The organism is Actinoplanes sp. NPDC049681 (assembly GCF_044465265.1).
Taxonomy (GTDB): domain Bacteria; phylum Actinomycetota; class Actinomycetes; order Mycobacteriales; family Micromonosporaceae; genus Actinoplanes.
In genome coordinates, this window is the sequence record NZ_JBITLP010000004.1 from 536,078 (window position 1) to 550,143 (window position 14,066).

Here is a 14,066-nt window from a genome sequence, read left to right on the forward strand (position 1 = left end):
ACCCCCCGGGAGGAGGGCGCTCCTTGAGCCGTCGCGCGCCCAGAGCGTCCATCGACCCGGACACCGGCAAATCCTGGCTCCGCCGCGCCCTGCCGCTCGTCAAGGCGCACCGGGCACTCCTGATCACCTCGCTGGTGCTCTCCTTCGCCGGCCTGGTCGTGCAGGTGCAGATCCCCAACCTCGTGCGCATCGGCATCGACGACGCGATCGTCGAGCGCAGCGCGCACCTCGCCACGTACGTCTGGTGGATCGTCGCCCTGGCCCTCGTCCAGGGCGTCGTCAACTACCTGGCCCGGCTCTACCTGTTGCGCACGGCGTACGAGCTCGAGTACGACCTGCGCAACCTCGTCTACGCGCACCTGGCCCGGATGCCGTTCGGCTTCTTCGACCGCGTGCAGTCCGGTGAGCTGATGTCCCGCTCGGGCTCCGACATCCGCGCGGTGCAGATGTACCTCTCGTTCGGCCCGTCGATCCTGGTGCAGTGCCTGATCGCGGTGGTCGCGTTCGGCCTGATGCTCTCGATCAACGTGCCGCTCGCCGTGGTCGCCATGGCCACCATGCCGGTCATCGGGGTCCTGGGCGTGGGCATGCGCAAGGCGATCTTCCCGGTGTCGTGGCTGATCCAGGCCCGGCTGGCCCGGCTCGCCACCGTGGTCGACGAGAACATCCAGGGCGTCCGCATCGTCAAGGCGTTCGCCGCCGAGGGACGCCAGCTGGGCACGCTCGCCGAGGCCGCCGACCGGGTGCGGTGGGCGTACCTGCAGGACGCCCGGATCCGCAGCCGGTGGACACCGGTGCTGGACAACCTGCCCAGGCTCGGGCTCGCCCTGGTGCTGCTCGTCGGCGGGCTGATGGTGATCGACGGCCGGACGACCGTCGGCACCGTCGTCGCGTTCAACTCCTACGTCCTCATGCTTCAGCCGCCGTTCCGCCTGCTCGGCATGATGATCATGCTGGGGCAGCGGGCGTCGGCGTCGGCCCGGCGGATCTACGAGATCCTGGACACCCCCAGCGAGGTCGTGGAGGCCGCCGACCCCGTCGACGCCACGCTGCGCGGCGACGTGTGCTTCGAGAACGTACGGTTCGCGTACCCGAACGGCACCGTGGCCCTCGACGGCCTGGACCTGCGCATCCGGCCGGGCGAGACGGTCGCGGTCGTGGGCGCGACCGGCAGCGGCAAGTCGACGCTGGGCCGGCTGATCGCCCGCTTCTACGACGTGACGAGCGGGCGCGTGACGATCGACGGCCACGACGTGCGCACGCTGCGCCTGTCCGGTCTGCGCGACCAGGTGGGCATCGTCCCCGACGAGCCGTTCCTCTTCTCGCTGTCCCTGCACGACAACATCGCGTACGGCCGGCCCGGCGCGACCCGCGACGAGGTCGAACGGGCGGCCCGGGCGGCCGGTGCCGACGAGTTCGTCCGGGCCCTGCCCGACGGCTACGACACGGTCGTGGGCGAACGCGGCTACACGCTCTCCGGCGGCCAGCGGCAGCGCATCGCGATCGCCCGCGCCCTGCTGGTGAACCCGCCCGTGCTGGTCCTCGACGACGCCACCAGCGCGATCGACGTGACGGTCGAGAAACGCATCCACGAGTCCCTGCGCGAGCGGATGCGCGGCCGCACCACCCTCATCGTCGCCCACCGCCTCTCCACGATCGGCCTCGCCGACCGGGTGATCCTCATGGAGGCCGGCCGGGTCGTCGCCGACGGCACCCACACCTCCCTGCTGGCCACCGAGCCGCGCTACGCCCGCGTCCTCGCCTCTTCGCAAGATCTCCCTTCGCAAGACCTGCCGGAGGTAGCCGCATGAGCATGTTCGGTGGCGGGTTCGGCGGGTTCAACGCCGGCGGGCGGCCGTCGGTCGGCGCGGCCGGGCGCAAGGGCAACGGCCTGCCCTTCTCCGGCATCCCCGACGACCTCGCCGAAGGTGTGGCGAAGCTGGAGGCGCGCGAACCCGACCACGGCGACCCGCAGGCGTCGTACGACCCGGTGGCCGACCGCGGCAGGCGGGTGACGCTCGCCCGCCTGCTCACCGGCCGCCCGGTGCTACTCGCCGCCGCCACGGTCGCCGTGCTGGTGGAGACGCTCCTGCTGCAGGCCGGCCCGTACCTGGTCCAGGTCGGTATCGACCACGGCATGGGCGGCCGCGACCTGCGGGTCCTGATCGGGGCGACCGCCGCCTTCGTCGCGGCGGTACTGCTGACCGGGGTCGCCACCGCGGCCCGCATGCGCCAGACCGGCCGGATGGCCGCGTACGCCACGCGCGACCTGCGGATCCGCCTGTTCGCGCACCTGCAACGCATGTCGCTGGACTACTACACCCGCGAGAAGGCCGGCGTCACCATGACCCGGATGACCTCGGACGTGGAGGCGCTGCAGAGCCTGCTCGCCGACGGCTTCGCCCAGTTCGGCATCCAGGCGCTCACCATGGTCCTCGTCACCGGCGTGCTGTTCCACTACAACGCCGATCTGGCCCTCATCACGCTGCTCCTGGTCGTGCCGCCGCTGACCGCGGCCTCGCTGTGGTTCCGCCGGGCCGCCGACCGCGGCTACAACCGCCAGCGCGACACCATCGCGGCCATGTTCGCCGACCTCGCCGAGAGCCTCAACGGCGCCCGGGTGGTCACGGCGCACAACCGGCAGGAGCGCAACATCGTCGCGCACCGCGAAGTCGTGGGCGGCTATCGCGACGCGAACGACTTCACCGGCCGGATCAACGCGCTCTACGGCCCCGGCACCTCGGTCATCGGCCTGATCGGCATGGCGGCCCTGCTGCTCGTCGGCGGCCGCATGGTGCTGCGCGGCACGCTGAGCATCGGCGAGCTGACCGCCTTCGTGCTCTACCTCAACTCGTTCTTCCAGCCGGTGCAGCAGCTGGTCCAGCTCTACACGCAGTACCAGCAGGGCCGGGCCGCGGTGGCGAAGATCAACGGTCTGCTCGCCACCGAGCCGTCCGTCCGCGAGACCGAGAACGCAGGGCCGCTCCCGCCCGTACGGGGCGAGATCGTCTTCGCGGACGTCAGTTTCGGCTACCTCGCGGACCGCCCGGTGCTGGACCACGTCGACCTGACCATCCGCCCGGGGGAGACCGTCGCCTGCGTGGGCCCGACCGGCGCCGGCAAGTCGACCCTCGCGAAGCTGGTCACCCGCCTCTACGACCCCACCGCCGGGCGCATCCTCATCGACGGCCACGACCTGCGCGACGTCACGCTCGCGTCGCTGCGCCGTCAGATCGGCGTGGTCCCGCAGGAGCCGTTCCTCTTCGCCGGGACGCTGCGCGACAACATCGCCTTCGCCCGCCCGGACGCCACCGACGCCGAGGTCCGCGCGGCGGTCGATGCGGTCGGCCTCAACGACCTGGTCGACCGTTCGCCGGAGGGGCTCGAGACGCCGCTGCACGAGCGCGGCCAGTCGGTGTCCTCGGGCGAGCGGCAGCTGCTCGCCCTGGCCCGCGCGTTCCTGGCCGAGCCGCGGGTGGTCGTGCTGGACGAGGCCACCTCCAGCCTGGACCTGCGCAGCGAGCTGCGGGTCGAGGCGGCGCTGGACCGGCTGCTGCAGGGCCGCACGGCGATCCTGGTCGCGCACCGTCTCTCCACCGCGCGCCGCGCCGACCGGATCATCGTCGTGGACGACCACGCCATCGTCGAATCGGGCTCCCACGACGAGCTGGTGGCGGCCGGAGGCCGGTACGCCGCCATGTACCGGACCTGGGCGACCCACGGCATCACCAATCACGCAGCGTGATAAGCGTGTCTCGGGTTGTGCAAGGTCGCCGGTGCCGGTAGGCAGGGAGGGACTGTCCACTCTCTCTCGATCGCGCCGGAGGCACGATGCGGTTCACTCTTGCGCTCGCCACCACCGCCACCCTCGCCCTGACATCGGCCGGCCTGGTGCCGACCGTCGCGAACGCCCATGTCCGCAACGGCGGACCCACGGCGGTGGGCTTCGGCGGAGCGGTCTCCACCGTCGACCCCACCGCCACGGCCGTCGGCCTGGACGTCCTGCGCCGCGGCGGTAACGCCGTCGACGCCGCCGTCGCCGCGGCCGCGACCCTCGGCGTCACCGAACCCTTCTCGGCGGGCATCGGCGGCGGCGGCTTCTTCGTCTACTACGACGCGGCACGCGGCACCGTCAGCACCATCGACGGCCGCGAGTCCGGGCCGGCCACGATGACCGAGGACACCTTCATCGACCCGGCCGACGGCAAGCCGTACGACTTCCAGGAGGCCCGCGTCAGCGGCCTGTCGGTCGGCACCCCCGGCACCCTCGCGACCTGGGAGGCCGCGGCGAAGAAGTGGGGCACCCGGTCGCTGAGCAGCCTGCTGCTGCCGGCCGCCCGGGTCGCCGACCACGGCTTCACCGTCGACGCGACCTTCCACCAGCAGATCGCCGACAACGCCGCCGCGTTCGGCCAGTTCGACTCGACCCGGGAGCTCTACCTGCCCGGCGGGGCCCCGCCCGCGGTCGGCGCCGTCCAGCGCAACCCCGACCTCGCGGACACGTACCGGCTGATCGCGAAGCGCGGCACCGGCGTCTTCTACCGCGGCTCGATCGGCGCCGACGTCGTCCGTACCGTCCAGCACCCGCCCGTCGCGGACGACCCGACCGGCACCTGGGCGTACCCGATCCGCCCCGGCGACCTGACCCGCTCGGACCTGGCCGGCTACCAGGTGCGCTACCCGGCACCGACCCGCTCCGGCTACCGCGGCCTGACGGTCTACGGCATGTCCACCCCCTCCAGCGGCGGCACGGCGGTGGGGGAGGCCCTCAACATCCTCGAGCAGACCGACCTGTCGAAGGTCTCGATCACCCAGGCCCTCCACCGGTACGCCGAGTCGACCGCGCTGACCTTCGCCGACCGCAACCGTTACGTGGGGGCGTACACCCCGCAGCCGGTGCTGGACAAGCTCATCAGCGACGGCTGGGCCACCCAGCGCGCCTGCCAGATCAACCCCGACCACGCCCTGACCAAGCCGGTCCCGCCCGGCGACATCACCGCGACCGGCTGCACGCCGGCCCGCGCGGGCGCCCCGGTCGAGCAGGGCCAGAGCACCACCAACCTGACCGTCACCGACCGGTGGGGCAACATCGTCGAGTACACCCTGACGATCGAGCAGACCGGCGGCAACGCGATGGTCGTACCGGGCCGCGGCTTCCTGCTCAACAACGAGCTGACCGACTTCAACTTCGCACCCACCCAGGGCACCGCGCCGGACCCCAACCTGCCCGGCCCGAACAAGCGCCCCCGCAGCTCGATGTCCCCGACCATCGTCCTCAAGAGCGACAAGCCCTTCCTGGCTCTCGGCTCCCCGGGCGGCGCGACCATCATCACCACGGTGCTGCAGATCCTCATCAACCGGATCGACCTCGGCATGACCCTCCCGGAGGCGATGGCCGCCCCGCGGGCGTCGCAGCGCAACACCCCGGGCATCCAGGCCGAGCCGGCCTTCCACCAGCAGTACGGCCCCGGCCTCGAGGCGCTGGGGCATACGTTCAGCGCTGACGTGCCGGAACTCGGCGCGGCGACGGCGATCGAATTCACCCGCCACGGCGGCCTGATCGCCACCGCCGAACCCGTCCGCCGCGGCGGCGGCTCGGCCGCGGTCGTCCGGCCGCGTCGCTGATCGCCACAGAGGGGGCGGGCCGCGGGTCCGTCCCCTCGTCGTCTCAGCCGATCGAACGCAGCGCGTCCCGGAAATCGTCGGCGGACGACTCGCCGGGGAACCGCCGATGCAGCTCCACATCCAGCTCCCCGGCCACCATCAGAAGCGACGGCAGCGACTTGCGCCCTGCCCCCAACGCGCCGATACCGGTAGCCACCGCCTGCTCCAGATCACCCGCTCGCGCGGCCACCGCGGCCAGCGTCAGCCGGGCCTCCGCCATCCGCATGGGTGCCTTTTCGCCGTCCGGTCCGGCGCCCAGGGCCAGGACCGTCCGGGCATGGTGGGCGGCCAGCTCGTCGTCCCCGGCCAACCGATACGCATCCATCGCGTAGAAGTCCCACTTGGCGGGGTCCACGACGAAGTGGTGATCTGGCCGGTCCGGTGCCGCCATCCGGTCCAGCAGCGCGCGGCCCCGCGCCAGCGCATCCCGTACCGCGGCGACGTCACCCAGCCGTGCGAAGGCCTTCGCCTCCTGACCGGCGAGTTGCACGGCCGCCGATCCGTCGGGCGCTGCCGATCGGCCGGCCTCGGCTGCCGTCAGGACGCCTCGACAACGGGACTGGGTGAGCGCGAACCATGCCGCCATCTCGTGCGACCACGCCGCGATCTCGGCGTGCCCGGCTTCGTCGCCCAATTGCCGGGCCGCCACCCGCGTGGCCTCCGAACCGGTTCGCATGCCCATGTCGTACTCGGCACAGCCGGCCACCAGAGCCAGCCATCCGGCGGCCACCAGGAGCTCCCGGTGCGCAGCGAGACCGGTCGGCCGGTGCAGCAACCGTGCGACCTCGCGCATCCATCCGTGAGCCTCGGCCCGAAGGTCGGCTGCCGGTTGCCTGGCGTACTGGCAACACAGCTCGAACACCGTCGCGTGCAAGGACTCCAGTGTCGCCGGTGTCGCGTCGTTCGCCTGCACCCGCCGGAGCAACTCGGCCGTCTCCCAGGGGCGGGCATCATCCGCGGCCACCGCATCGAGATGAACCGCAGCCACGATGTCACCCCGCGCGCCGAGCACATCGTCCAGCCGGCGCGCCAATTCCGCCGTCGGCCGGCGCCCGCCGTTCTCGATCCGCGACAGGTGCCCCTTATCGCAAGGAACCGCGGCGGCCGGATCCGCCAGCGACCGCCCACGTTCCGTCCGCAGCGCGCGGAGCCGTTGCCCGAATGCCGCCACGGCGACCTCCCCGGACCACCTGTTGCGGGGGGTTGCCGATGCCACCTGGGCAACCCGCAACCGCTTCCACCCGCCACCGTACCGGCCCACGGTGGACCCCGGAGACACGGTCTTTGACCGGAGCACATCACCGAGGGGGGAAACCATGCGCTGGCCGAGCCGGCTTCGCCGGACAGGACGACACCGGGCCGCCGACGTCGCTGCGGCGGCTACCGCCGAACGGGTTGTCGCCGTACAACGCGCTGACGACCTGGAACACCGCCACCCGTGGCCCGGATGGGATGCGCCCACCGCTGAATACCGGCCGCTGATGACCCCTGGCCAGGCGGGCCCGCGGGCATGGCGGACGGATGTCATGACCGGCGGACCGGCCGACGCCGTCGTGACCCTCCGGGACGCCGACGAACCGCGCCCGCTTGCCGGTCGGCTCGTCGGGACCGCCCATCGGTATCCAGACGGATGGTCGTTCTTCATCCCGCACGCGGACGTGAGGACCAGACACGAGACGGTCGACGATGCCGTGGCGGCCTTTGCCCGTAGCGCGGGCGTCCGGCACGTGCTGATGCTCTGGACCGAACTCTGATGCCGCCGCACTCAGGTTGTCAGCGCGATCGTCAGTGCTCCGGCCGCGACCATCACCGCCGCCCACAGCTTGTCCACGTTGAACCATGCCCGCCGCAGGACGCTCAGACCGACGAACTCGTAGACCGCGACCGCGCACACCCCCATCACCGCGAACATCGCGACCGTGTGCACCCCGGCCGCCAGCAGCCCGGTCAGCGCACCCGCCGGCGCAGCGTTCATCGCATGAGCCATGTGCCCACCTGCGGGCGGCGGCGTCGTCGCCAGGACGGGAAGCAGCATCAGTCCCGCCCCGTGTGCGGACGACATGAGGAACGACCAGCCCGCGAGCTGCCCCTGCGACAGCCGCATTCCCGCCCACCGGAAGTGCCGCTGAGACAGCAGCCGCCACAGGCCGAAGCCGACCAGCAGTACGCCGCCCGCGATCGCGACCACGTTGCCGGCGAGCACCGATTCCGTCGCCGAGACCACGGCCGCCACGATCGCCACCGAGGCCAGGTGGCCGGCGGCGATCGGGGGCAGGGACGTGAGCAGCACCGTACGGCTGCCTTCCTGCATGCCTCGCGCCACCGCGAAGAGCCAGCCCATCGCGGGGTTGAGGCCGTGGAAGGCGCCGAGGGCGGCGAGGGCGGCCAGCTGGCCGGCGGTCACGGGAAGCAGTACGAGTCGGACGACGCGTCGCCACCCTGGAGCCGGGTCTGGTGCACCCGGAGTCCGCGGAAGTCGTCGCCGTGCGGGAAGAAGCGCTCGTCCAGCGTCATCCCGCCCGCCGCGGTGTCCACGTCGATCTTCGCCATCCAGGCGCCCACGCCGTCGGGGTAGAACTGGTCGTCCCAGGAGCCGTAGAGCGAGTTGGTCACGTAGACCCGCTTGCCGTCGCGGGAGATCTCCACCATCTGCGGTCCGCCGGCGAGCCGTTCGGTGGGGGAGGCGGGGTGGGCCACCCGGCCGACGACGCCGCCGAGGCGGATGGAGCCGGTCTCCCTCGGGCGGAACGGGTCGGAGACGTCGAACTGTTTGAGCTCGCCCGTGCCCCAGCAGGAGACGTAGAGGAAACGGTCGTCGACGGACAGGTCGATGTCGGTGACCAGCGGCGGGACCGCGCCGAAGGGTTGCAGCGCCGGCGGCAGATGGGCGGCGTCGGCCGGCTCGGCGGGGATGTCGATCACCTTGGTCACAGCGAACTCCCCGCCGTTGCGGTGCCACACCCACACCGACGCGGACAGGTCCTCGACGCTGGTGACCACGCCGACGAAGCCGTACTCCTTGCGGGGGTCGTGGGCGGGACGCAGCTCGAGCGGCATCTGGTACTGGTCGTCGAGGTCGACGCTCTGCACGAGGGTGCGCTTGGCCAGGTCCCAGAAGTGGATATGGTGGCCGTACTTGCGGCCGACCAACAGCTCCGGGTTGAGCCCGTCCTCGATCATGGACGGTGTGCCCCACTCGGACGACACCAGCACGTCGCGGGTCAGGTGCCACCAGAAGTCGTACGCGAAGTACTGGTCCCCGCGGTCCTGCTCCCAGGGTCCGCGTACCTCGAAGGTGGTGTGGTCGAGGACCGCGATGCCGCCGGGACCCTCGGCGGAGCCGCCGCCGAGCGCGGACACGTAGATCCCGTCCGGTCCGCAGTGGATCGTGTGCGGGCGCGAGTAGCCCGCCTTGCCGGCGAGCTCCTCGGCGGCGATCTCCTTGACCAGGACCGGGTTGCGGGGGTCGTCCTTGGTGTCGAGTACGTACAGCCGCGACGACCGCAGGCCCGGCACGATCAGGTAGCGCCGTTCCACGTGCGGATGCGGCGCGGTGGGGCACAGCGCGCTGCTGCACGCGTTCCAGCCGAAATGATGGACTTCGTCGCCGGTGTGCGGAAGATCGGTCCAGCCCACCACCTTCCCGTACGTGTCGGAAGCCGGATCGGTGTCCAGCACGGCGATGGCGTCGGGCCGGGTGGCGGAGCGGTCGAAGGCCGCGACGTACGCCAGTTGCTCGGCGGGCGCGGTCAGCGCATCCCGCGGGGAGGCGTAGAAGGTGGGGTCGGGGGTCCAGCGCGTCATGCCGCCATCCTCGCCGCGCGAACCGGCTGTGAACAGGGTCACAGATGTCAACAGGTTGTCAACGCGTCTCCAGCGGTAGCCGGACGACCACCGTCGTGCCCGGACCGTCGTGCTCGGTGAGCTGGATGGTGCCGTGGTGACGCTGCACCACCGCGCGGCTCAGCGTCAAACCCAGACCCGACCCGGGGATCGCGCGGTCGCGGGCGCGGCTCGTGCGGTACAGCCCGGTGAACATCTTCTCCCGCTCCTCCGGGGCGACGCCGATCCCGGTGTCCGAGACGGACAGCTCGGCCGCGCCCCCGTCGGTGCGCAGCGTGACCGTCACCCGCCCGCCGTCCGGGCTGTACTTGACGGCGTTTCCGACGAGGTTGTCGACCACCTGCCGCAGCCGCCGCCGGTCCCCGGGCGCCACGAGCTGGTCGGGGAGATCCTCGGCGATGACGAGCGGCTCGCCCTCGATCGCCGCGCGGGTGGCCGCCACCGCCTCCCGGACCAGTTCGGCGAGGTCGACCGGCGCGAGCTGCACGGCGGCGTGGCCGGTGTCCAGGGCGGACAGCTCGAGCAGCTCGCCGATGATGTGCCGCAGCCGCGTGGTGTTGCGGTCGATGACCTCCAGCATCGCCGGCCCGTCCTCGACCAGCGTCTTCGGATCGGCCTCGCGCAGCAGCTCGGTGTACGCGCCGATGGAGGTCAGCGGCGTACGCAGCTCGTGCCCGATCAGCGCGAGGTACTCGTCCCTGGTCCGGGCCAGCTGCCGCTGCAGATCCTCGACCATCCGCCGCTCGACGAACTGGCCGATGTGCGCGGCGATCCCCGACATCAGGGCGACGAGCTCGTCGTCCGGGCTCTCCGCGGAACCGGCGAAGACGCTGAGTACGCCGAGCGGCTCCAACCCGTGCCGAACGGGTATCGCCAGCGCGGCGTGCAGCTGCGACTCCCGCGCCGTCTCGGGCGAGATGAGGCTCTGCGGCAGGCTGACGTCGCGGATCCACAGCGGCTTGCCCGCCTGCCAGGCCCGGCCGGCGAGTCCCGTCCCGTACGGCAGCTCGGCCGGCACCTCGATCTCCGCGGTCCACCCGGGCGCATGCCAGTGGGCGACCGAGCGGACCACCCCGGCGGCGTCGTCCACCAGCCAGAGCTCGGCGTGCGTCCAGCCCAGCGTGCCGACGATCGCCTCCAGCACGCGGGGACCGGCGGCCTCCACGCTGGGCGCGTCGGCGAGCGCGGTGATCACGTTCAGTTCGCACGTACGGAACCGCTCGGCCCGCTTGCGCCGGGTGACGTCCTGCACGGCCTGGACCGCGCCCGCGGTGACCCCGTCGGGCCCGATGATCGGCTGAGCGTCGACGACGAAGTGGCGCGTCGGGCAGCCCGGCTGGGACAACACCAGCTCGTGACCGCGCAGGTGCTCACCGCGGAGCGCCCGGTACAGCGAGATGTCGCCGGGCTCGATCGGCTTGCCGTCACGGTCGGTGAGCCCGGCGACGGCCCCGTCCCCGTCGAGCTCATCCGGGATCCGGGCCGCCTCCCACAGCTGCTGCATCCGGGCGTTGACGAGTACGACCCGCCCGTCCGCGTCGCACGCCGTCACGCCGTCGTGCAGGCTGTCGAGCACGGCGTCGAGGAACCGCCGCTGCCGGTCCACCTCGTGGCGGGCGAGCTGCTCGGTGATGAGCAACGTGCCGACCTGCGCGGCGTCGGCGACCACGGCCCGGTCGTCGGCGCTCCACGTCCGGGGCTTCGAGTCGAGGGCGCAGCACACGCCGAGGATCACCCCGTGCTCGTCGCGGATGGGCCGGCCCAGGTACGCCCCGGTCAGCCCGTACCGCCGCAGCGGGGAGCCGGCCGGAACCCGATCGTCGCTGGTCAGGTCCTCGACGGCCAGCTCCTCGCCGGTCTCGACGACGATGCCGCCCAGCGTGTCCCCGATCGGGATGTCGGCCAGCTCCTCCCGGGGCACCCGGAGGCCGTACCCGCCGTAGAGCAGCAGCCGGTCACCGTCGATGAAGTGCACCAATCCGCAGGCCGAGCGCGCGGCGCGGGCGATCAGCGCCGCGACCTGGTCGGCGGCACCGCTGGTCAGGACGTTGCGCGCCGGCACGGCGGGACGCCCGTCGGCGCAGGACCGCGACGCACCGGTCATCCACGGCGCTTGCATGCCGCCGCCCGCCCCCGGCGGGCTCCCGATCGTCGGAGGTTCCCCCGCGGCAGCACCGGGGCCCGCGCCCGGATGCCTGGGAGAACCGTGGCCCGCCGGGCGGTCGAGGCCAACATCGCTTCGTGGCATGCTCCGCCCTCCGCTGTCCAGCGTACGGGCGCGAAAGCCATAAAACCGGCAAACCAGCTCAGCGTCGCCGGTACACCAGGTCGAAGATCTCCCGCCCGGCCCGTACGCCCCGCTGCTCGAACTTCGTCACGGGGCGATGCCCGGGGCGCGGCGCGTACCCGCCGTACACATCCTCCAGGCCGGGATCGGCCCGCAGCGCAACCGCCATCGCCTCCGCGTAGTGCTCCCAATCGGTGGCGCAGTGCAGCGTGCCCCCGGGCCGGAGCCGCTCGCGCAGCAGAGCGACGTGCGCCGGCTGGACCAGCCGCCGCTTGTGGTGCCGCGCCTTCGGCCACGGATCCGGGAAGAAGGAATGCACGGCGTCGAGGCTGCCGAGAGGAAGGCGCCGGACCAGCTCCATCGCATCGCCGTGCGCCACCCGGACGTTGGTGAGGCCCCGCTCGCCGACGAGCGCGAGCAGGTTGCCGATGCCCGGCGTGTGCACCTCGACCCCGAGATAATCACGCCCCGGATCGGCCGCGGCCATCGCCGCGGTCGCCTCACCCATCCCGAAACCGATCTCCAGTACGCGCGGAGCATCGCGCCCGAAGAGCTCCCGGAGATCGAGCGGGGTCCGGTCCCCGTCGACGACGGTCAGCCCCAGGCGCGGCCACAGCTCGGCGAAGGCATCGGCATGCCGGTTGCTCATCCGGCCCCGCCGGGGGTGAAAGGTCCGGATAGCCCGTTCGGTCGTGTCGCTCATCAGGCGCTCCACGATACGCATCCGCCCGCCCGGATCCCGGGCGGGCGGAGGTGGGACGGCTGCCCCGGCCTCAGCGGGCGGGCTGGACGCTCGGCTGCGAACCCTGGTGGAACGGCGTCCGCGCACCGGTGGCCAGGTTGACCACCATCACCCACGAGCCACCCTTGTACGTGCTGGTCGCGACCCCGCGGCTGTTGTCGACGTAGGCCAGTTCCCGGTCCTGACTGGCACCGACGGTGCGCTTCGCCCCGGTCGCCACGTCGTACTCGACGACGTGCACCGGCAGGTCCTCGGCCGCCGTCTCACCCTTCTGGTACGCGGTCCAGGCGAGCTTCGCGCCGTCCCGCCGCCAGCTCGGCACCACGGCGAAACCCGAGGTCTGCCGGCTGCCACCGCCGTAAGCGTCGACGGTCTTCTCGCCGCCGGTCGCCAGCGTCCCCACGGTCAGGCACGCGTCGTAGATCGACTCGCAGTCACCGCCCCGGAAGGCGACCTTCGTGCCGTCGGGCGACCACGCCACCGCATCATCGGTACGCAGCCGCTCGCTGAGCGACCCGGACGTGGCGGCCTGCGCGGCGGGCTCGGCGGGCAGCTCCTCCTCCCGGCAGTACGAGGGGAACACCACCGACGGCGTGGCCCCGGCCACCGTGGCGGAGATCGTGTAGACCCCCGGCCCACCCGAACAGGACAGCGAGGCGAACGCGATCGACTTCCCGTCGGCCGACCACGAGGGCCCGGCGGCGGCCCGCGTCGTCAGCCGCCGCTTGCCGCTGCCGTCGGCCTTCATGGTCCACAGCTGGCCGCCCTTCAACAGCGCGATGGACCGGCCGTCCGGCGACCACTGCGGCCGCGACCAGCCCCCGCCGGTCGTCACCCGGGTCTCGGCGGCGCCCTTGCTCACGTACACATCCCCGCTGCGCACGTAAGCGACGAGGGTCGGCATGCTGGGCACCGAAGCCGCGGAGGCAGGCGCCGGAGCCGCCAGAGCGACCCCGGCCGCACCCGCTGCCGCCACCAGAAGATTTCCCGTAACCCGGCCGACCACCGACATGACCAACGCCCCCCGACGTGTTGCCCCCGCTTACACCCGAAGACATCGTCGCAACCGGCCTGCACCTAAGAAGTTCCCACACCGAAACCAGAAGAATTCCGGACCGTTCGGGCGACCCGGGCCCGCGTTCGGTCCACGCCCGTCCACCGGTACGGAGAAACGTCCTCGGATGGTTCCGAGTGTCCCGATGGGGGTGGCGCCTGGTCGCGGAGGCCGCTCGGCGACAGCCGGGCCGCCGGCTGGTGGGAAAGCCGGCAGCTGCCCGTGGCAGGCGTGTGCCGCAAGCGCGGTGCCCGTGTGGCAGGCGGGTGCCGCAAGGCTTCGGGTTCGCGTGCCGAGGTACACCGGAAGGGCTGCCTGCGTGCCGCGGACGGCGGGTGCCGCCTCGGGGCCCGGAGTCCCGGACGGCCCGAGTCCCGGACGGCCCGAGTCCCGGATGGCCCGAGTCCCGGATGGCCCGAGTCCCGGATGGCCCGAGTCCCGGATGGCCCGAGTCCCGGATGGCCCGAGTCCCGGAG

The 14,066-nt window shown here is 72.4% G+C and carries 10 protein-coding genes; 4 read left to right on the forward strand and 6 right to left on the reverse strand.

All coding sequences use genetic code 11. The features are described from left to right. Nucleotides 1-23: 23 nt before the first annotated feature. The 3 genes from ACIBO8_RS16895 (at nt 24) to ggt (ending at nt 5,625) form a co-directional block, all read left to right on the forward strand. Complete coding sequence (locus tag ACIBO8_RS16895) at nt 24-1,811, forward strand: ABC transporter ATP-binding protein (protein WP_396116132.1); 1,788 nt, start codon at nt 24-26, stop codon at nt 1,809-1,811. Further along, nucleotides 1,808-3,745 (forward strand): ABC transporter ATP-binding protein, encoded by a 1,938-nt coding sequence (locus ACIBO8_RS16900; RefSeq protein WP_396116133.1) that lies wholly within the window; start codon nt 1,808-1,810, stop codon nt 3,743-3,745. Before ACIBO8_RS16895 ends, ACIBO8_RS16900 begins: the two co-directional genes overlap by 4 nt. Nucleotides 3,746-3,831: 86 nt before the next feature. Next, a complete protein-coding gene (ggt, locus tag ACIBO8_RS16905) occupies nt 3,832-5,625 on the forward strand; it encodes a gamma-glutamyltransferase (protein WP_396116134.1) in 1,794 nt (597 codons plus the stop codon). 43 nt (nt 5,626-5,668) lie between these two features. On the opposite strand, the gene ACIBO8_RS16910 is transcribed toward ggt, so the two are convergent. Beyond that, nucleotides 5,669-6,835 carry a helix-turn-helix domain-containing protein gene (locus ACIBO8_RS16910; RefSeq protein ID WP_396116135.1) on the reverse strand — a complete coding sequence of 389 codons (1,167 nt, stop codon included), beginning with the start codon at nt 6,833-6,835 and terminating at the stop codon, nt 5,669-5,671. A 355-nt stretch (nt 6,836-7,190) separates the two neighbouring features. Between ACIBO8_RS16910 and ACIBO8_RS16915 the strand changes: the two genes are divergently transcribed. Next, complete coding sequence (locus tag ACIBO8_RS16915) at nt 7,191-7,418, forward strand: hypothetical protein (RefSeq protein ID WP_396116136.1); 228 nt, start codon at nt 7,191-7,193, stop codon at nt 7,416-7,418. Between the two features lie 11 nt (nt 7,419-7,429). Here the strand turns inward: ACIBO8_RS16915 and ACIBO8_RS16920 are convergent, their stop codons facing one another. The 5 genes from ACIBO8_RS16920 to ACIBO8_RS16940 all read right to left on the reverse strand — a co-directional run bounded on the left by ACIBO8_RS16920 (nt 7,430) and on the right by ACIBO8_RS16940 (nt 13,440). After that, a complete protein-coding gene (locus tag ACIBO8_RS16920) occupies nt 7,430-8,068 on the reverse strand; it encodes a hypothetical protein (RefSeq protein ID WP_396116137.1) in 639 nt (212 codons plus the stop codon). Then, the gene (locus tag ACIBO8_RS16925) at nt 8,065-9,468 is read right to left on the reverse strand and encodes a selenium-binding protein SBP56-related protein (RefSeq protein WP_396116138.1); all 1,404 of its coding nucleotides are present in this window, start codon (nt 9,466-9,468) and stop codon (nt 8,065-8,067) included. The genes ACIBO8_RS16920 and ACIBO8_RS16925 overlap by 4 nt, the downstream gene beginning before the upstream one ends. Before the next feature lie 58 nt (nt 9,469-9,526). After that, on the reverse strand, nt 9,527-11,611 hold the full coding sequence (locus ACIBO8_RS16930) for an ATP-binding protein (protein WP_396116139.1): 2,085 nt from the start codon (nt 11,609-11,611) through the stop codon (nt 9,527-9,529). A 202-nt stretch (nt 11,612-11,813) separates the two neighbouring features. Beyond that, nucleotides 11,814-12,497: a tRNA (guanosine(46)-N7)-methyltransferase TrmB gene (trmB, locus tag ACIBO8_RS16935; RefSeq protein ID WP_396116140.1), complete on the reverse strand. Its 684-nt coding sequence runs from the start codon at nt 12,495-12,497 to the stop codon at nt 11,814-11,816. Nucleotides 12,498-12,567: 70 nt separating this feature from the next. Further along, complete coding sequence (locus ACIBO8_RS16940) at nt 12,568-13,440, reverse strand: hypothetical protein (protein ID WP_396116141.1); 873 nt, start codon at nt 13,438-13,440, stop codon at nt 12,568-12,570. Nucleotides 13,441-14,066 lie beyond the last annotated feature (626 nt).